The organism is Aminivibrio sp. (genome assembly GCF_016756745.1).
GTDB lineage: Bacteria > Synergistota > Synergistia > Synergistales > Aminobacteriaceae > Aminivibrio.
The window spans coordinates 30887-49530 of record NZ_JAESIH010000039.1 but is presented as its reverse complement, the minus strand read 5'-3'; the positions used below and the strand labels follow the sequence as shown (position 1 = coordinate 49530).

Annotated in this window: 15 protein-coding genes; 7 read left to right on the top strand and 8 right to left on the bottom strand. The window is 60.2% G+C overall.

Annotation, left to right across the window (positions count from 1 at the left end; all coding sequences use genetic code 11):
* Both JMJ95_RS04965 and JMJ95_RS04960 read right to left on the bottom strand, forming a co-directional pair.
* The coding region (locus JMJ95_RS04965) for an ATP-binding protein (RefSeq protein WP_290683251.1) at positions 1–545 on the bottom strand (545 nt) is incomplete at its 3' end.
* Positions 542–952 (bottom strand): Rrf2 family transcriptional regulator, encoded by a 411-nt coding sequence (locus JMJ95_RS04960; protein WP_290683249.1) that lies wholly within the window; start codon positions 950–952, stop codon positions 542–544. The genes JMJ95_RS04960 and JMJ95_RS04965, both read right to left, overlap by 4 nt.
* Before the next feature lie 428 nt (positions 953–1380).
* Between JMJ95_RS04960 and JMJ95_RS04955 the strand changes: the two genes are divergently transcribed.
* Positions 1381–1611 (top strand): SHOCT domain-containing protein, encoded by a 231-nt coding sequence (locus JMJ95_RS04955; RefSeq protein WP_290683247.1) that lies wholly within the window; start codon positions 1381–1383, stop codon positions 1609–1611.
* Between the two features lie 153 nt (positions 1612–1764).
* Here JMJ95_RS04955 and JMJ95_RS04950 read toward each other — a convergent pair whose 3' ends face one another.
* Genes JMJ95_RS04950 through JMJ95_RS04940 form a run of 3 tightly spaced genes read right to left on the bottom strand, consistent with a single transcriptional unit; the run spans position 1765 to position 4301 of the window.
* Positions 1765–2553, bottom strand: coding sequence for a PhzF family phenazine biosynthesis protein (locus tag JMJ95_RS04950; RefSeq protein WP_290683245.1), 789 nt, complete (start codon positions 2551–2553; stop codon positions 1765–1767).
* Positions 2554–2571: 18 nt separating this feature from the next.
* On the bottom strand, positions 2572–3222 hold the full coding sequence (locus JMJ95_RS04945; RefSeq protein WP_290683243.1) for a response regulator transcription factor: 651 nt from the start codon (positions 3220–3222) through the stop codon (positions 2572–2574).
* Positions 3219–4301 carry an ATP-binding protein gene (locus tag JMJ95_RS04940; RefSeq protein ID WP_290683241.1) on the bottom strand — a complete coding sequence of 361 codons (1083 nt, stop codon included), beginning with the start codon at positions 4299–4301 and terminating at the stop codon, positions 3219–3221. The genes JMJ95_RS04945 and JMJ95_RS04940 overlap by 4 nt, the downstream gene beginning before the upstream one ends.
* A 292-nt stretch (positions 4302–4593) precedes the next feature.
* Here JMJ95_RS04940 and JMJ95_RS04935 point away from each other — a divergent pair, with 292 nt between their 5' ends.
* From JMJ95_RS04935 to JMJ95_RS04925, 3 genes are read left to right on the top strand one after another with little or no spacing between them, the layout of a single operon-like run.
* Positions 4594–5901 (top strand): glycine/sarcosine/betaine reductase component B subunit, encoded by a 1308-nt coding sequence (locus JMJ95_RS04935; RefSeq protein WP_290683239.1) that lies wholly within the window; start codon positions 4594–4596, stop codon positions 5899–5901.
* An 18-nt stretch (positions 5902–5919) separates the two neighbouring features.
* Positions 5920–7248 (top strand): glycine/betaine/sarcosine/D-proline family reductase selenoprotein B, encoded by a 1329-nt coding sequence (locus tag JMJ95_RS04930; protein ID WP_290683237.1) that lies wholly within the window; start codon positions 5920–5922, stop codon positions 7246–7248.
* A 56-nt stretch (positions 7249–7304) separates the two neighbouring features.
* A complete protein-coding gene (locus tag JMJ95_RS04925; protein WP_290683235.1) occupies positions 7305–8819 on the top strand; it encodes a BCCT family transporter in 1515 nt (504 codons plus the stop codon).
* Positions 8820–8979: 160 nt separating this feature from the next.
* Here JMJ95_RS04925 and JMJ95_RS04920 read toward each other — a convergent pair whose 3' ends face one another.
* Both JMJ95_RS04920 and JMJ95_RS04915 read right to left on the bottom strand, forming a co-directional pair.
* Positions 8980–9201 carry a hypothetical protein gene (locus JMJ95_RS04920; RefSeq protein WP_290683233.1) on the bottom strand — a complete coding sequence of 74 codons (222 nt, stop codon included), beginning with the start codon at positions 9199–9201 and terminating at the stop codon, positions 8980–8982.
* Positions 9202–9889: 688 nt separating this feature from the next.
* A complete protein-coding gene (locus JMJ95_RS04915) occupies positions 9890–10705 on the bottom strand; it encodes a ZIP family metal transporter (RefSeq protein ID WP_290683231.1) in 816 nt (271 codons plus the stop codon).
* A gap of 506 nt (positions 10706–11211) precedes the next feature.
* Between JMJ95_RS04915 and JMJ95_RS04910 the strand changes: the two genes are divergently transcribed.
* A complete protein-coding gene (locus JMJ95_RS04910) occupies positions 11212–14004 on the top strand; it encodes a choice-of-anchor Q domain-containing protein (RefSeq protein ID WP_290683229.1) in 2793 nt (930 codons plus the stop codon).
* Between the two features lie 10 nt (positions 14005–14014).
* On the opposite strand, the gene JMJ95_RS04905 is transcribed toward JMJ95_RS04910, so the two are convergent.
* Complete coding sequence (locus JMJ95_RS04905; protein WP_290683227.1) at positions 14015–15322, bottom strand: MFS transporter; 1308 nt, start codon at positions 15320–15322, stop codon at positions 14015–14017.
* A gap of 234 nt (positions 15323–15556) precedes the next feature.
* On the opposite strand from JMJ95_RS04905, the gene JMJ95_RS04900 reads away from it, so the two are divergent.
* A complete protein-coding gene (locus JMJ95_RS04900; protein ID WP_290683225.1) occupies positions 15557–17473 on the top strand; it encodes a molybdopterin-dependent oxidoreductase in 1917 nt (638 codons plus the stop codon).
* A 23-nt stretch (positions 17474–17496) separates the two neighbouring features.
* Positions 17497–18630, top strand: coding sequence for a tetratricopeptide repeat protein (locus JMJ95_RS04895; RefSeq protein ID WP_290683223.1), 1134 nt, complete (start codon positions 17497–17499; stop codon positions 18628–18630).
* Positions 18631–18644: the final 14 nt, after the last annotated feature.

Genomic DNA, 18644 nt, shown 5'->3' with positions numbered 1-18644 from the left:
TCGTCGAGCTTAGGGCAGCCCACGAGGCAGACCTTGTTCTCCCCGGCGAGGAAGGTCCGGTGGAAATCGGCGAAGGCAAAGGGGGTGCAGTCTGCGGCAATCACGAGTTCCGCCTTCCGGAGGTAGGGAGCCGTCTCCGGCACGAGCCGGATCTGGACGGGCCAGTTGGCGAGGGCGGACTTCAGCGCCGCGGAAGCGAAAGACGCCTGGGAAGCCGCGCAGGGCTCCGGTTCTTTTTTCCGGAGATCCCGGGCCATGGACCCGGGACAGCCGCAGGGCAGGGGATCGGCCGAAGCCTTCGTCTCCATGTGCTTCTTCACCGCTTCCTCGTCGTAGGGGGCAGCCTCTCTCTCCTCGAAGGTGATGGCCCCCCGGGGGCATCCGCCGATGCAGTCGCCGAGGCCGTCGCAGTAGGTTTCGCTGACCAGTTTCGCCTTGCCGCCGATGATCCGGATGGCCCCCTCGTGGCAGGCGTCGGCGCAGATGCCGCACCCGTCGCACTTGTCCTCGTCAATGGTGATGATTCTCCGCATTACCTTGGTCATCGGGTTTCTCCTCTCTCCAGATCCTTAAGGGTTGTATTTTTCAGGTACTCCACGAATTCATCCGTCATCTTTCCGAGAAGGGATCCGAAAATGCAGCTGCCGAAGGGGCATCTCTCGCTGTGAATCAGGCAGTAATCATGTTTCGGAACTCCTTCGATGGCGGTATAGATGCGGAAAAGGGAGATCTCTCCGGGATCACGGGCAAGCTGAAATCCGCCTCCCGGTCCCCGGACGGAAGTAACCAGCCCTTCCTTCGCCAGTTTCTGGAAGACCTTGGCCAGGTGGGACTCGGAAACGCTCACCGTCTCCGCCATTTCCTTCACGCTCATTCGCCTACCGGAAGCAAGGATGCCCATTCCGTGAAAGGCCAGGGATACCGCTTCCGACACAGCAACCACTCCGCTCATTTTCAGGCCCCTTTCTTAATTCATGAATTATGGTACCTTATTTCCTAAATATGTCAAGGGGGCAATGTTCCTCTAAATCCACAGTCAGAGGGAGTGTCGCCGGGCATACGGTAAATTTGCCCTCCCCGGGGGCAAAGAGATCTCGCTCCGCGCTCTTTGCGGATGAATCCCCTGGGAATGGCGCCTGAGGGGAGAGACACCGACACGAATATCGGTTTTACAGGCAGGCAACAGGCGGATGAAGGGAGCCGCGGGACTCGCCTGGGCAGTTGTCACGGACAACAATCTGCATCCCCCGGCCCAAGCGGTCCCCGGTGACACTCCCGCTGGGGTGCGGATTTAGGATGAGTTCGAAATTTTGTGACGGATCTTTTTTTATGATATATTTTGTCAAACCTTTTTTATGTGGCAAATATGGGGGTGAGAAAATGTGGCATGAATATATGGACAGGGGGGGAATGTGGATGTTTCCACTGTTCGGTATTTTGTTCGTTCTCCTCGTCATTTACCTGTTTTTCGGGCTGGGGGAATCCAAACGGCGGGTCTGCGGACTCAATCCCAGTTCCGAATCGGCGGTTGATATTCTGAACAAACGGTACGCCCGTGGAGAAATCACAAGAGAAGAGTTCGAAATGATGAAAAAAGATATTCTGGGATAAGGCGCTTCATTCGCCTGTCCTACCGTCAGTTTGCCGTTATCCTCATGCGGGGCTGCGGATTGTTTTGTATTGTTTTTTCCCGAACAGCTCCAGCGAACCTTTGCCGGATCCCGACCGCCAGTCGTCAATCTTCATGAGAGGCGTTTTGACCCATCACTGTTCCTGTTCGCCGGGGAAAATTTCCCCGGCGGAGTACAGGACGGCCCTGCCCGCAAGCAGGATTCTTTCGCCGCAGTCCCGGCAAAAGAGTGTTCCGCCCCTGTGTGATGCCTGCCTGGCGACCAGGTCCTGTTTCCCCAGTTTCCGGCTCCAGAGAGGGATAACATGACAGTGTCCCGATCCGCAGACAGGGTCCTCCTGCACGTTCAGTTTCGGGGCGAAGCTGCGGGTTACGCAGTCGTAGTCCTTACCCCGGGCGGTCAGGTGGAGAAGAAGACCGTCCAGTGCCGTAACCCTGGCCATATCCGGCGCTGCTTCCCGGACCTGCTGTTCGTCCTCCAGCACGCAGACCAGGTCTCTGGCCGCCCAAGCCTCCGTGGGGAGGAAGCCGACGGCTTCCTCCATGGCCCCCGTGACCGGTACCGGGGCCAGCGTATAGGCGGGAAAATCCAGTTCGAACAGGTCTCCCCTGCGGGTTACCGTCAGCCGGCCGCTCATGGTTTCAAAGAAGAATTTCCCGGCATCCGGTTCCTTGAACCTGGAGAGCGCGTAGGCCGTGGCCAGGGTCGCATGGCCGCACAGGTCGATTTCCCCTCCGGGGGTGAACCACCGCAGCCTGTAGGACTCCTCCTCTTTCACTGTAAAGGCGGTTTCGGACAGGTTGTTTTCCATGGCGATATTCTGCATCAGACCGTCCGGCGGCCAGCTGTCCATGACGCAGACCCCGGCCGGATTCCCTTCGAACACCTTTTCCGCAAACGCGTCTACCACGTAATATTTCATTTTTTTCTTCTCCTTTCTTCATTCGTCCAGGTCCACCAGTCCGTGACGCAGGGCGTAGCGGGTCAGGCAGGTGACGTTCTCGCAGCCCAGCTTGTCGAGGATGTTGCGGCGGTGGGTGTCCACGGTGCTCTTGCTGATGTTGAGCTTCCCGGCGATCTCCCGCGTTCCGGCGCCCTTCACAAGGAGGTGCAGTACCTCCCGCTCCCGTTCCGAGAGGGCAGGTTCGCTCGCTCCTTTCTGGTCTCCCTGCCGGACAAAGTCATTGGCCACGAGGGTGGCCACCTTGGGACTGAGCCATGTTTCCCCGCGGGCAATCACCCGCAGGGCAAAGAGAAATTCCTCAGGAGTGGCTTCTTTCAGGATGTATCCTGTCATGCCGCTTTTCAGGGCTTCGAAGACCATCTGCCTGTCGAGGTACATGGTGAGGGCCGCCATCCGAACGCCGGGCAGGGCCTCCGAAAAAATGCGGGCCGCCTCCACGCCGCTGGTTTCGGACATGGCGAGGTCGAGGACGATTACGTCGGGGCGCTTCTCGAGTGCCAGTGTCATGCCTTCCCGGCAGCTTCCGGCCACTCCCGCTACCTCGAAATCCTCTTCCCGGGAGAGAATGTCCTCCAGACCTGCAAGAAAGAGCCTGTGGTCGTCGATCATCAGCACCCGTATCTTCATCGCTCCGTTCCTCCTTCGAATGCCAGCGGTGCGACGATGGCCACGGTGGATCCCTTGCCCTTTTCGGAAAAAACCCGCACTTCACCGCCCACGGAGTGAAGCTTCTCCCGTATGCTGAAAAGCCCCATGCCGCCCCATTTTCCCCAGTGTTTCGGCGTGTTGGAGGAGAAGCCGACACCGTCGTCCTCAACGAGCAGGCGCACCCGCTTGTTGCCGCGCTGCACCCGGAGAATCACGTTCTTCGCTCCGGCGTGCTTGATTACGTTCAGCAGCAGCTCCTGGGCCATCTGGTACATGAGGATGCGGATTTCCATGGAAATGTTCGCTTGGGGACCGCATTCCCGGAAGTCGACGGAAATGCCGTGGGGTTTCAGCATTCGGTCGCCGAGAGAAGCGAGGGCCGCTTCCAGCCCGACTTCGTAGAGAAGCGGCGAGCTTATCTCCAGCGTCAGGGAACGGGTGTCGGAGAGGAGTCCTTCCACTTCCTCGATAGCCGGCGCGATGTCGTCGGGAGAATGCTTTTCGCTCAAGGCCCGCAGGCGGGAAAGCAGAGAGACGAGGGAATAGCCTACCCTGTCGTGGAGTTTTACGGCGATCTCCCGGCGGGTTCTTTCCTCCGCGAGAGAGAGTCCCGCCGCGAGGGTGCGCAGTTCCTGGCGGTACTCCGTGAGGAGGACTTCCTTTTCCAGCAGTGCCTCCTCCGCCCGCTTCCAGTCCGTCATGTCGAGGAAGATCACAGCGACGACAGAGCGGGTGGGGCTGAAGGCGATGGCGTGAAGGTACTTTCCCGTGTCGTAGCTCGGGCCTTCATAGCGGGCATAGATTCCTGTGGTGGCAACCTGGAGGATGATGTCCTGCCATTCCCGTTCCTTCTCCGACCATATCTCCCGGAAGGGGCGCCCGATCAGCTCCTCCCTGCGGATGTCCATCACCTGTTCGTATGCACTGTTGACATCGATGTACACCACATCCTGGAATTCCCCCCGCTCATCGTAGATTGCACGGTAGAGAGCCACGGGTTCCAGTATCTTTGCGAAAAGGGTGCCGAGGGCGTCGTAGGGTGTCTGGTCATGGTTCATCGGTTCCGCCTCCTTTGTCCTTTGCAGCGAAGGCTGCCTCCATGAGATTCTACACTTTGAGCCGGGAAAGAAACAACTTTGCCGAGAGGGTTCCCATGTCCCTCCCGGGCTCCGAAAGTCAGAAAAACCATACGGAGAGCGGAGAGGTCCGATGTCAGGGACAGAATCTCCTTCGTTTTTTTCATGAAATGTGCTAACGGACAATCATACTTTACACGATGCGGGCCGACCCTCCCTTCCCCTAGACTGACCAGTGGAGGAATACGTTATTCCATTCCGGGAGGGTGAGCCTATGAAACTGGAAATAGGAAAGTTTTTTGTGAAGGAGATGGTCTTCGGTTCGAAGACCGGCTACAGCAAGGGCGTGCTGACGATAAACAAGGAAGAGGCCCTTGCGGTGGTGAAGGAAGACAGCCACATCACCGAAGCTGATCTGTACATCGTCAATCCGGGTGACGAAGTCCGCATGGTACCGGTGAAGGAGGCTATCGAAATGCGCTGCAAGGTTTCCGGCGGCGTGATGTTCCCCGGCATGACCAATCCCGTGACGCCCGCAGGACAGGGGAGAACCCACGCCCTGAAGGACTGCTCCCTGATCGTGGTCGGGAAGCACTGGGGAAGCTTCCAGGACGGCCTGATCGACATGAGCGGCCCCTTCCGGAGGAACACGATCTATGGTTCTCTGAAGAACCTTGTTCTCGTGGGCGACACAGACGAAGAGTTCGAGCGGCATGAGCAGCAGAAGAAGAACCGCGCGCTCCGTTGGGCCGGACACCGCCTCGCCGAATACGTCGGCAAGTGTGTGGCCGCCCTCGAGCCGGAGGAGATCGAGACCTGGGAGCTCGAACCCGTCAACCGCAGGGAGAGTTCCGTGCAGGAACTTCCGTCGGTGGTCTATGTTCTCCAGCCCCAGACTCAGATGGAGGCCATGGGGTACAACACCCTGATCTATGGATGGGACGGCAACCACATGCTTCCCACTTTCATGCACCCCAACGAGCTGCTCGACGGGGCAGTGGTCTCCGGCAGCTTCATGCCCGCTTCGTCCAAGATGTCCACCTACGAGCACTGCAATAATCCTGTAGTGAAGCGCCTGATGAAGGAGCACGGCAAGACGCTGAACTTCCTCGGGATCGTCATGTCCAACCTCAATGTGGCCATGGACCAAAAGCAGCGTTCCGCCTATATGGTGGCCCAGATGGCGAAAAATCTCGGCGCCGACGGCGCGATCGTGGCTGAAGAAGGCTATGGCAATCCGGACGTGGACTACATCCAGACCATCGTCGAGCTGGAGAAAGCCGGCATCAAGACCGTAGGCATCTCCAACGAATGCACCGGGCGCGACGGCGCGTCCCAGCCCCTGGTGGCCCTCGACCCGGCGGCGAACGCCCTGGTTTCCACGGGGAACGTCTCCCAGTATTTCGAGCTGCCCCCTATGAAGACTGTCCTCGGCGACCTGGAATCCATGGCCCGCGACGGTCTCTCGGGCGGCTGGGAAGGGTGTGTACGCGCCGACGGCTCGCTTGTCATGGAGAACAACGGCATGTTCTGCTCGGACCACATCAGCGGCTTTTCCGTGAAGACCTGCATGGACTACTAAGAAGGGGGCGAAGGCATAATGCTCAAGGCGATTCACTACATCAACCAGTTCTTCGGGCAGGTGGGCGGCGAGGACATGGCCGACTACGAGCCTGAAATGCGCTCCGGAACCGTCGGGTGTACCCGGATTTTCAACAGCCTTGCGAAGAACGTGGAAGTGACCCACACCATCATCTGCGGCGACAACTTTATGGCGTCCCGCACGGACGAGGGCCTGGCCCGCATCCTGGCGATGCTCGAGGACAGGGAGTTCGATATCTTCATCGCCGGTCCCGCCTTTAACGCAGGCCGGTACGGGGCAGCCTGCGGCCAAGTCTGCAAGGCCGTGAAGGAGAAGTACGGTGTCCCCGTGCTCACCTCGATGAACGAGGAGAACCCCGGCGTCGAGATGTTCCACAAGGATATGTACATCTTCCGCGGCGGCAATCGGGCCACCTTTATGAAACAGGATATGGAGAAGCTCGCCGCCTTCGCCGACAAGATCGCCCGGGGGGAGAAGCTCCTTCCGGCGGCCCTGGAAGGCTACTTCCCCAGGGGAATCCGCCACGAGGTCTTCCTGGAGGACATCGGACAAGAGCCGGTCATGGCCGCCGACCGCGTGGTGAACATGATGATCGCCAAATTGAAGGGCGAGCCGTACCGGACCGAGCTGCCGATGCCCGCTCTTGACCGCGTTCCCGTCGCTCCGGCGGTGAAGGATCTGCGGAAGGTGCGCCTCGCGCTGGTTACCTCCGGCGGCATCGTCCCCCGCGAGAACCCCGACCGGATTCAGTCCTGCTCTGCCACCAAATGGGGCATGTACGACATTTCGGCTCTCGACAAGGGCTTCACCGCGCCCGAGTACAAAACTATCCACGCCGGGTATGACCCCGAACAGGCCGACAAGAACCCCAACGTCGTCGTTCCGCTCGACGCCATCCGAGCCTACCAGCGCGAGGGCAGGATCGGCGAAGTGGACGATTACTACTACACCACCGTAGGCACCGGCACCACTCAGGGCGAGGCCGCCCGCATGGGCCGGGAGATCGCCGCGACGCTCCGCGAACGGAACGTGGAAGCCGTTGTTCTCACCGCGACCTGAGGGACCTGCACTCGTTGCGGGTCAACGATCGCGAAAGAGATAGAGCGCAGCGGCATCCCCGTGGTTGTGATGTGCAACCTCACCAACATAGCGAAGACAGTCGGCGTCAACAGGATCGTTCCTACGGTCTCCGTCCCCTACCCCCTGGGCAATCCCCAGCTCCGCCCGGACGACGAATGGGCCCTCCGCTACCACAGGACGGGCGTGGCTCTTGACGCCCTCGAGACGGACGTCAGCGAGCAGACCATCTTTCCTGTGAAAATCTAGAACACCTCTCCGGGGGAGGATTCCCTCCCCCGGAGCCAAGTGAAGGAGGGACGAGTATGCAGTCTCAGAAGGATAATTCCGTGTTCTTCATCTCAATGGCAGTCACCGCAGCCACGGTTCTCTGGGGGATCTTCTCCCCTGCTGGTTTCGACGCTGCGGCCAAGGGGCTCTTCGGATTCCTCATCAAGTACTTCGGGTGGGGGTACATGCTCGCCATGAACATCTTCGTTCTCTTCCCGATCCTCCTCTGCATGAGCCGCTTCGGAAAGCTCCGCCTCGGCGAGCCGGGGTCAAAGCCGGAGTTCAGCAACATTTCCTGGTTCGCCATGCTCTTCTCGGCAGGCATGGGCGTCGGTCTCGTCTTCTACGGGGTAGGCGAGCCGGTCTTTCATTTCATGACGCCTCCATTCGGCGCAGCGGCAGGCAGCGCCAAGGCCGCCGAGGACGCCCTTCGGACTACTTTCTTCCACTGGGGGCTCCATCCATGGGCGGGATACGCCGTCATCGCCCTCTGCCTGGCCTATTTCCAGTATCGGAAGGGCGCTCCCGGACTGATGAGCAGCATGTTCCTGCCCGTCCTCGGGCAGAAGGGGAATTCAAGCGTGCTCGGCAAAACCATCGACATTCTCGCCATCTTCGCCACCATCGCCGGTCTCGCCACGTCCCTCGGCCTTGGGACTCTTCAGATCAACAGCGGCCTGAAGTATCTCTTCGGCATGCCCCAGAATGTCACCATCCAGCTTACGATCATCGCCGTCCTGGCCCTTGTCTATACCGGAACGGCGGTTACGGGCATCGAGCGGGGCATCAAGTTCATTTCCAACCTCAACCTCTTTCTCGCCTGCCTTCTGAGCGCGGCACTTTTCTTCATCGGGCCCACCATGGCCATTATCGAATCCCTGATGACGGGCGTAGGCGACTATCTCTCCAACGTGGTGAACCAGAGCTTCCACATGGCGCCTTACGGAGGGGAATACAAAGGGTGGCTCGGAGGATGGACCCTTTATTACTGGGCTTGGTGGATCGCCTGGGCGCCCTTTGTGGGCTCCTTCATCGCCCGCATCTCCCGGGGACGCACCATCAGGGAATTCGTTTCCGGCGTGCTGGTTGTCCCGGCCCTGGGCAGCTTTACGTGGTTCGCCATCTTCGGGACCTCCGGGTTGAACCTCGAACTCACCGGGGCGGCAAAAATCGCGGAGAAAGTGGCAGCGGACATTTCCGTGGGCGTTTTCGAGGTCTACAAATACTACCCCTTGGGCGGCATCATGTCCGTCATCATGGTGGTGCTGATCTCCACCTTCTTCATCACGTCCGCCAATTCGGGGACCTTCGTCCTCTCCATGTACTCCACCAAGGGCGAAATAAACCCGCCGAAGGTGCGCATGGGCATCTGGGGAGTCCTGATGGCGGCTCTGGCATTTGTGCTGCTGATGAGCGGCGGGCTGCAGTCTCTACAGATAGCCTCTATCGCCGCCGCCGCCCCCTTCGCGGTGATCATGGTGGTGGCATGCTGGTGCCTCTGGAAGGCCCTCGTGAAGGACGAAGCCACCTTTGCCGAACTTGCGGACTGACCACTGGAAGAAAACGTTCTTTGCGGCTGTCCTTCAGTAGGGCGCCCACGAGTGAATGGATATGGGCGATTATCCTGTAGAGACGGGCACCCCCGGAGCTTTGCCTGCCCGGGGGCGCCCGTCTACAGGAACCGGTCGTTTCAGGCGGGTACTGCCCGCTCTATGGGAGGAGGCCTTCCCGTGACTCCCTTTTTACATCATGCCGACTCAGACGACGGTACTTTTTTTCTTCCTGAATCCGCAGGTTCGTCCCCTCACGGAAGAAGAAAGACGCTCTAACGGGGAAGCGAACCGTTTTCTTTCCCCATCCGGGACCTATCTCTTCTCTTGTGGAACTAACCTGCGGATTCAGGGATACAAAAGCGTCGTTTTCAACGTCCACGGGTGCATTCCCGCCTTGAAGGGGCGTTTTCCTTCCTACGATCCTAAATCCGCAGGTTTTTCAGGCAGAGGGAGTGTCGCCGGGCACAGCGCCCGGGCCGAGAAACCGACACGGATGTCGGTTTCACAAGCAGGCAACCGGCGAACGCAGGGAGCCGTGTTGATCGCTTGGGCAGTTGTCAAGGACGACAATCTGCACCCCCCGCCCAAGCGAGCACTGGTGACACTCCCCGCTGAGGTGCGGATTTAGGACGATGTCCTCCGTTATGCGCATTTTCTTCAATGTATACGCCAGGCACGCCAATATCCCTTTACCCTTCGCTTTCTGCAGCCCGCAAAGGAGAAACCGTCCCAACTTCAACACTTCCTCGATGACCCCGAAGACCGGCTTCGGCCACGCTCTTCCGTTTCCCGTATTCCGCCCTTCCTTCGGGGTTACTTTGGAGTGGAGCCGCCAACCTCGGTATATTTCAATCCCGCCCTGGAGCAGGTCTGGTTTTACGCACTAATGGAGTCCCTCAACAACGTCGCAATACTGCCGATCATCCCGGCCGGCGCCGCGCGCTTCGCCATGGCGCTGAATCGCTTCCGTAAAACCCTCAGCCAAACGGTCTAACAGCGGCTACGTCAAGCCACCGGCCGCGAAAAAACAGATGGAGCAAAGGAGCATTTCCACCGCTTTTGTTCCGTCAGCCCAGCGCGACATCGAGAAACATCATCACCGCAAAACCCGCCATGGTCGCCATGGTTACCACATTGATATTCTCTTCCTTCCGCTGGGATTCTGGAATCAATTCTTCCACCACCACAAAAATCATTGCCCCGGCAGCGAAACAAAGGGCATAGGGCAGGATGTTCTGCATATGAAGAACAAAAAACGCCCCGAATACCCCGGCGGCGGGTTCAACAAAACCGGAAGCCTGCCCCATTAAAAAACTCTTTGTCCGTCCCATCCCTTCTCTCCGCAACGGCAATGAGACTGCGGCTCCTTCAGGAAAATTCTGAAGACCGATTCCAAGGGCCAACGCAATGGCGCCTCCGAGCGTAGCGGAAGAAATATTTGCCGCCACGGCCCCGAAAGCGACACCCACAGCAAGACCTTCCGGGATATTGTGCAACGTGATCGCAAGCACCAGCAGCGTGCTCCGCTGCCAGGAGGTCTTCAAACCTTCGCTCTGTTCAATCTTTAATCCCAGGTGAAGATGGGGCAGCAAACGGTCAACCAGCCTCATGAAAATTCCGCCGGCCATGAATCCGATCACGGCCGTCAGCCATGGGACGTGACCCATCTGTTCGGCCATTGCTATGCCGGGAGCAAGGAGAGACCAGAAACTTGCGGCGATCATGACGCCGGCGGCGAATCCAAGCATGGAATCCATGAGTTTAGGGTTGACCGTCTTCGTGAAGAAAACAAGCGCCGCCCCCGCCGCAGTTACGCCCCATGTGAAGAGAGTCGCCAGAAGAGCCTGCGGGACTGGACCATATTGCTGCAAGAAGTCGATCATATGTGCCTTTCACTCCCTTTCACCGATAATCCGATTGAGACGCATAATAAAAAATACGGATTTTCCGTATCCGTCTTTTTCCCGGAAGGCCTTTGAGAAAATCCGGATAATCCGATTTTATTTTACACCCCGCCCGGAGAAGAATCACCCTCGTTCCACAGGCCTAAGGAACCTCTGAATAATGTCGGGTAATGTGCTAAAAAAACAGATTCTATCGGGTCCCGTGAGGACAAAATATTCTTTTTTCAAAGCTTCCTTAGGTTGACAGGCCGGGAAGGGGTCTATATTATCCAATGGGTAGAAATACCCGATTGTTTTCACTCCTTTGAAGATGCAGATTACAATGCTGTTTACATCCCGGCGCTGAACAGGCCATGAAGGGAGCCACGAACAAAATGTCCTCTTCCGGTCCTCATTTCCGCCATCTCCGGTATTTCCTTCTATTGTTCCTCTGTCTTTGTGTCCTTGCGTTTTCAACCGCTCCGGCCCGGGCCGCAGTCTGGCATGTGAGGCCGTACGGCACTGGAGACGGGTCGGACTGGGAAAACGCGTCTCCCGATCTCGCGGCGGTTCTGAGGAACGCCCGGCCGGGAGACGAGATCCGGGCGGCGGAGGGAGTCTATGTCCCCGCTTTCGACAGGGACGGGGAAGCGGTAAACGGCGTGTCCCGGACCTTCGCCCTGAAGAATGGCGTGAAGCTCCTCGGCGGTTTTCCGGCTCAAGAAAGTCCATCGCTGCAGGACCGGGACCCCCGGGCATTCCCGACGGTCCTCACAGGGGACCTTTTCGGAGACGACCAGGCCGACACCGAAGGGAAAGCGGTCATCGTCGGGCTGAACGCCTACCACGTGGTGTATGCTTCCGGGGTGGACGAAACGGCGGTGCTCGACGGCTTTGTTATTTCGGGGGGCAGGGCGGACGGTCAGGGTGAAGATGCCATGGGGGGCGGGATGTACTGCACAAATGCCTCTCCGGTCATTGAAAACTGTGTTTTTCGGGGGAATGCCGCAAAGTCCGGCGGCGGGGGAATGTACAATTCCGCTTCCAGTCCGGAAGTTGAGAAATGTGCCTTTCTGGAAAATATCACTTCTTCGGGGAGCGGGGCGGGAATGTACAACGTTGCCTCCAGCCCGCAGGTGAGAGACTGTCTTTTCCGAAATAATTCCATCTCCGCCCCGTCCGGATCGGCAAACGGCGGAGGGATGGCAAACTTTGCGGCCTCCGAGCCGTCGGTGAAAAACTGTACCTTTATCGGAAACAGTGTCTACTCGGCGGACAGTTCCGGCTACGGCGGCGGTATGTACACAACGGCCTCCAGTAGCGTTGAGGCAGTCAACTGCACCTTCAGCGGCAATGAAGCGTCGGCGGCCGGGGTAGGAAAAGGCCACGGAGGGGCTCTCTACGTGAAGGGATCGGGTTCTTCTCTTGTGCTGCTGAACTCGACTCTTTCTGGAAACATCGCCAAGAATTCCGGAAGCGGGATGTATATTGACGACGGTTCCGTCACGGCGGCAAACTGCATTTTCTTCGGCAGCGATTCAGTGCAGGTCAGGAAACAGCCGGGAGGCTCCCTCGCACTCCTTTCCTGCCTTTACCGGGCCGGAAGCGTCACAGGGACGGGGATTGTCTCGGAGAATAGCCTTTTTGGCGATCCGCTCCTCGGGGAGCCTGCGGACAATGGCGGTTTCACCCCCACCATGGCTCCCGGGGAGGGGAGTCCCGCCCTTGATGGCGGAGTCGGACCCGGAGAGGTCAGCTTCAACGGAGGTGTCCTCGCCATTCCGGACAAGGACCAGCGTGGGATGGAACGACCAGGCGGAGAGGCTGTGGATATCGGGGCCTGCGAGATCCAGTGGTATTCCCTTTCGTCTTCCACCTCGGGAAACGGCGAAGGGAACGTTGCGGTTTCCCCCGAGGCTGCATCGTATTGTGAGGGAACGGAGGTCACTCTCTCAGCCCATCCGGCGGAAAGCTCCCTCTTCACCGGGTGGGGCGGGGATCTGGCGGGGACCGAAAGTCCGGCGACACTGGCCATGGTCGGCGACAGGACCGTGAGTGCCGCCTTTGCCCTCAAAAGCTTTACCATAACCACATCGGCGGGCCCGGGAGGACGTGTTTCTCCATCGACGGCAGTCCAATGGGGCGGTTCCGCCACGGTCACCGTCACCCCGGACAGCGGCTATGCCGTCTCCGGGCTGCTGGTGGACGGGGTGCCTGCAGAACCTGCTCTCTCCTTCACCTTTGAGGATGTAACGTCGGACCGGACCATTGCCGCATCCTTCGTGGCGCTGAACTCCGGCGGGCCTGGCGATCCCGAAGACCCCGGAGATCCCGGAGACCCCGGAGATCCCGGAGACCCCGGAGATCCCGAAGACCCTGGTGATCCCGGAGACCCCGGAAACCCTGGAAATCCCGAACAGCCGGGAGACCCTGATGAACCAGGGAAACCAAATGAACCGGAAGAGCCGAACGTACCTGAAGAACCCAATCCCGCCGGGAGAATCGTCATCCGAGACGAGAGTGCCGTTCTGGATGCCCTTCTATTCGGCATGATTGACGTTCCGCTGTCCGAAGGCACTGCCCCAGGCGATTTCTTCAGAGTTTCGTCGGCGGACATTTCGGCCGTCACCCTGCGCTCGTGCTCACCGGAAGAGTTAGGACCTGCCCGGCCCGGGGGGATGCTCTGCGCCGTTTCCTTTGAGATAGAGGCTTCGGTGCCTTCGGGGAAGACGGGGATTCTTCCCGCAGACCTGGAAATGGCGGTCCCGGAGGGAAGCCTCTCCGAAGAATGCCGCCTGGCCATTGCCGAGGGAGAGGAGACCATGAGCCTCGAGGAGGCGTTCCTGGAACATGTCTTCATGGTGAAGATCCTTCCTGAAGGAGGGTACGATTTCGGTCTCCTCGCGAAGGAAAACGGCTTCGGCGCCGATCCCCTGGATTTTTTCTCCGTGGTCCGGGACGATGGGATTTTCAGGGTGGTGGTGCGGCTTATTCTGGCCGACGGGTCTGCCGAGGGCGTGCCGTCCGTACAGGCCGTGTCGTGGGAAGGTGACAGCCGTTTCCTCATCTTCGACGGGCAACGGGACGGGAAATTCAGGGATCCTGTGGCGGCGGCTGAAAAGGAGGACGGCGGAGTGTCTTCGGCAGGCAGGCGAGGGTGTTCTGCCGAAGACGGCTCCGGTTGCGCCTTTCTTCTTCTCCTGCCCCTTCTGCTTCTGACCGGAGATAGATCCGGTTGTGCTCCTGTCCTGTACAATCGGAAGGAAGGCAGCAGGGTGATCCGCCGGGCCGGACCGTGAAGGGAGAGGGTCAGTCTTTGCCCTCTTCCCCCGTGTCAGGGGCGAGAGGTTCCCTCCCCAGGGGACGCAGGGCAAGAAGGCTTGCCGCCATGGCGCAGGCCACCACGGTGAACCCGGCGAAGTAGCCCGCTGAGGTGAACGTGCCCGGCGTTCCCCCCGGGAAATGGTCGATGATGATGCCCGTTCCCCACTGGAAGACAACCGCCGACAGCACCGCGGTCATGTTCATGGCGCCAAAGACGGCCCCCCGCTCTCCCGGGCGGGAAACGGCGGTAATGGCCGCCAGGGAGAACACCCCCCTCATCCCCGAGGTCATCCCCACGATGAAGGCCGCAAGGCCGCCCACCCACACCGCTCCTCCCCATCCCACCGCCGCGAGCAGCAGAAACCAGCTCAGCGCGTTAGCCGCGCTCACCTTCCGTATGATTCCCGGCAGTCCGGCGGGGGAGACCACCACGCCGCCGGTGGAGACGGGACCCAGCATCATCCCCACGCTGACCAGGGAACTCCAGAACCGGGCCGACCCAGGGGAGGCATTGAAGGCAGCGGCAAACCACGACACGCCCCACAGTCCCTGGAAGGTGAGCAGAGAGGCCGAGGAGATCGCCCAAAGGATCTGAATAGCCCGGATCCTGCGGTTTTTCATTATGAACAGAATGGCCTTCCCTATGCCGGGAAAGATAGAGAAAAGGCTCCTGGCTTCCTTTCCCGCAGCGGAAAGGCGGATGGGGTCGGCAGGGGCCTTGCGGACAAGGACCAGGGCCATGACGAGAGGGATGGCCGAGAGCAGGGCGAAGGTGCCCGTCATGCCGAAGGTGTCCACGGCAAAGCCCAGGGGAGCCACGGACACGATGGCCCCGAGGCTGGACAGTCCCATGTTGATGGCCGCGTAAAAGCAGTAGCGCTCGGGCGGGAAGGCGAAGGCCTGGAAGACGAGCACGGCGGAATACATGGGGGCGACACCGAATCCCGAGAGAAGCCGCCATGCCCCCAGGGTGAAGGGGGTCCTCACGAAGGTGAGCAGAAGGCATGAACCAGCCGTGAGGAGCAGCCCGGTGATAACCACCCTCACCGGGCCGTACCGGTCGTGGAGAATGCCCGAGACAGGCTGCAGAAAAGCGTAGGCGTAGAAGTGGAGGCTTGAGATGAAACCGATCATCGCCGCGCTCATGCCGAGCCGCTCGCCTTCCAGGGGCAGCACCACGGAGGCGGAAATGCGGAAGAAAATGGTCAGGAAGAACGAGCCCACCAGGAGGAGAAAGAGGGGGAAAGACGAATCGGAAACCAGGCCTCGGACGGTGCTTTTAGATAATGACACGGGAAATTTTCTCCTTTGCTCCAGTCAATTCAGTGAACAGCATAGCACAGGACGGGTCGGTTCAGAAGAGGGTGGAAAGGCCCTACATCCGCAGTTTTTCCAGGCAGAGGGTGTCACCCCATGCCCGGTGACGCTTCCCGCTGCCTGCGGATTTAGAAAGATCGGAAAAAAGACTATCCCCTCCGGGAGAGCGGAATGGTACTATTGATGCAAACCGAACCGAGGAGGAGAAAAATGAACACCCCGGCCTGGAAGACCTCTGCCTGCCCCTACGACTGCCCCGACGGATGCGCCATGCGCGGACGCTTCGACGGGAACGCCGTGACCCTGGAACCGAACCCCGCCCTTCCCTATTCCACCTTCCTCTGCGAGAAGGGGGTGCGGTGGGCGTCCCGGGCTACGAGTCCGGCCCGACTCTCTTCCCCCCTTGCCCGGAAGGGAGGAAATCTCGTTCCCGTCTCGTGGGAGGATGCCCTGGACCTCTGGGCGGGGAAGATCCGGGAGGGGGTGGAACGGCACGGCCCCCTGTCGGTGATGTACCTCTCCAGCGCCGGGTCCCTCTACTTCTCGAAAAAGCTGCTACCCCACGTCTTCGCCGCCCTCGGAGGATACACCGCGAAAAAGGGGAACCTCTGCTCGTCAGCGGGAAGCCTGGGCCTGAAGGAAACCTTCGGCGAAGTGCCCGTCGTCCGGCCCGAGGAGACGGCGGACCATTCCCGGGGGGTGCTGTTCTGGGGACGAAACGCCCTGGAAACCCACGCCCACGTGGCCCCAGTGCTGAAAGGGGTACGGGGCAGGGGCGGGGAAGTGGCGGTCCTCGAAATCCGGAGTACCCCCACTACCCGCTTCGCCGACCGGTGGTGGCGGCTTGATCCCGGCGGCGACTGGGCCCTGGCGGCCTGGATCTGCCGGAGGCTCATGGACGAGGGAAAATCGGCCCTCGGCCGGCAGGACCGCACCGCCAACTCTGCGGAGTTCACGGCGGCGGTAAAATCACTGGATTGCGGCGCCCTTCTCTCTGCGGCGGGATTGACCGCAGACGGGGCTGAGGATGTGTACTCCTGGCTTCTCCGTTATTCCCCCGTCACCCAGTACCCTGCTTTCGGAGCCCAGCGGTACCTCCACGGCGACGCCCAGTTCCGGTGGATCGGCGCCCTCGCTGTGCTCCTGGGGGCCTTCGCGGACAAGGGGGCGGGAGTCGCCTTCAGCAAGGATGAGATGATCCTTTTTCCGGAACGGCTCAAACCCGCTCCTTCCCGGACCAGGACCCTCTCCGTCTCGGGGTGGCCCCTGGAGCTTGACGGCCTCGAGCCGCCCGTGGAGGTTCTCGTGGTGTCCGCAGCCGACCCGCTGCGACAGAACCCAGCTTCGGACCTGGTCCGCAGGGCCTACGAAAAAATTCCCTTCACTGTCTGCGCCGATTTCATCCTCTCCGACACGGCGAAGGCCTCGGACCTGGTGCTGCCCATCACTATCTTCCTCGAGGAGGAGGGGGACTGGAAGGGCTCCTACTGGCACAGCTACCTCGTCCGCAGCGAACGGGTCCTTCCTCCCCGTCCCGGAACCCTGGACGAGACGGAAATCTATACCCGTCTTGCGGAAAAGCTCGGCCTTTCCTGCGACCTGGTTGCCATGAAGAAGGAAATGGACAGGGACCTCCTGGCATCGCCCCTGCTCGAATCCGTCGGCGATGGAGTATACCGCTGGAACGAGCCGCCCTATCGGCTGGACGGGGGACGAAAGGCCCTGCTGCCCACGGAGGTTCCCGTAATGTCCAGGGGACCGGAAGGATACCTCCGGCTGGTGACGGTCCACAGGAAGGAATACATCAATGGCCAGAGCTGGGATGCCCCCTGTGCGGGCGGTCTTCCCAGCCTCTCGCTGAACCCCGCCGACGCCCGGAGACAGGGAGTGAAGGACGGCGACAAAGTCCAGGCACGGAACGTCAGGGGAGGCAGCCTGGCCGTCCGGGTGGCGGAAGACCCTTCCCTGGGCGAGGGATACTGTATCCTTCCCCAGGGTACGAAGGGCGTGAACCTGCTCACCGATCCCCTGATCAGCCCGGGGTGGGGTGCGCCCTTCGCCGAGAGCTGGATCGAAATCGGGCAGGGGAAGGAGGAGCGCGCGGAAAAGGACATACCCCGGAAATGAAGAACAGGAAAGGAGCTGATCTCATGGGAAAACGAGCGATACCTCTCTATGCCCTTGTGGCTGTACTGGCCTTCTCGGCAGCTGCATGGGGAGCGGGTCCGGAGGACTTTTTCAAGGCCGGGATGAAGGCCGCCGGAGCGGGCGACTATGAACGGGCCGTCGTCGCGCTGCGCCGGGCGATTTCACTGAAGGAGGATTACCCGGAGGCCCATTTCAACCTTGGGGTTGCCCTGTCCGGCCTGAAGCGGTTCGGGGAGGCATACGTATCCTATAAGAGGACCACGGAGCTGAGACCGTCGTACGCCCCCGCCTGGAACGGCCTCGGCGTCGCCTGCAAGGAGCTGAAGCAGTTCGACGAAGCCGAGGCGGCCTTCCGGAAAGCCGCTGAAACAGACGGGAAATACTGGGTGCCCCACTACAACCTCGGAGATCTTTATGCCGTCCTCGGAAAAAACGACCGTGCAATCGAATCCCTGAAGCGGGCTGCGGATTTGTCCCCCCGTTCGGTGGAACCCTTGCTGAAGCTCGGTGTGGTCTACGCCTCGCTGAAGCAGTACGGGGACGCTCTCCCCCTGTTCGAGCGGGCCCGGGAGATCCGGCAGGACATTCCAGAAATTCATTATTCAGAAGGCATCTGCCACGTTGGGCTTCAGGACCAGGAAAAGGCCGCCGCGGCCTTCCGGCGGGCCGTGAAGCTCCGCCCGGTCTACCCGCTGGCGTGGTACAACCTGGGGGTGTCCCTTTTCAGCCTGAACCGGCAGGAGGAGGCGGCGGAGGCCTTCGAAAAGGCGGTGGAACAGGCTCCCGAATATCCCTATGCCCACAGCAACCTGGCCAGGGTCTATCTTGGACTGAACAGGGTACCGGAGGCCAAAAAAGCTGCCCTGGAGGCGGTCCGCCTGGCGCCGGAATTCGCCATGGCCCATTTGAACCTGGGTTTCTGCCTTATCGGCGAGAAGAAATATTCCGAGGCCGAAAAATCCTTCTCCGAAGCCCTTCGGCTGGCCCCCGGGTACGCCGACGCCCACTACGGGAGGGGAGTCGCTTTTGCGGGAATGGGAAAGAAGGACAGCCTGCGCAGGGAAACGGAAATCCTGAGAAAAATCGACCCCGAAAAGGCGGACCGGCTGGAGGCCGTCGCTTCGGGGATACAGTAGCACAAAAAGGAGGC

Bases quoted from the DNA above. Each gene is read 5' to 3' on its own strand.
- JMJ95_RS04935 (WP_290683239.1), top strand. From the start codon at position 4,594: ATGAAACTGGAAATAGGAAAGTTTTTTGTGAAGGAGATGGTCTTCGGT.
- JMJ95_RS04940 (WP_290683241.1), bottom strand. From the start codon at position 4,301: ATGAACCATGACCAGACACCCTACGACGCCCTCGGCACCCTTTTCGCA.
- JMJ95_RS04900 (WP_290683225.1), top strand. From the start codon at position 15,557: ATGAACACCCCGGCCTGGAAGACCTCTGCCTGCCCCTACGACTGCCCC.
- JMJ95_RS04925 (WP_290683235.1), top strand. From the start codon at position 7,305: ATGCAGTCTCAGAAGGATAATTCCGTGTTCTTCATCTCAATGGCAGTC.
- JMJ95_RS04950 (WP_290683245.1), bottom strand. From the start codon at position 2,553: ATGAAATATTACGTGGTAGACGCGTTTGCGGAAAAGGTGTTCGAAGGG.
- JMJ95_RS04945 (WP_290683243.1), bottom strand. From the start codon at position 3,222: ATGAAGATACGGGTGCTGATGATCGACGACCACAGGCTCTTTCTTGCA.
- JMJ95_RS04895 (WP_290683223.1), top strand. From the start codon at position 17,497: ATGGGAAAACGAGCGATACCTCTCTATGCCCTTGTGGCTGTACTGGCC.
- JMJ95_RS04915 (WP_290683231.1), bottom strand. From the start codon at position 10,705: ATGATCGACTTCTTGCAGCAATATGGTCCAGTCCCGCAGGCTCTTCTG.
- JMJ95_RS04955 (WP_290683247.1), top strand. From the start codon at position 1,381: ATGTGGCATGAATATATGGACAGGGGGGGAATGTGGATGTTTCCACTG.
- JMJ95_RS04960 (WP_290683249.1), bottom strand. From the start codon at position 952: ATGAGCGGAGTGGTTGCTGTGTCGGAAGCGGTATCCCTGGCCTTTCAC.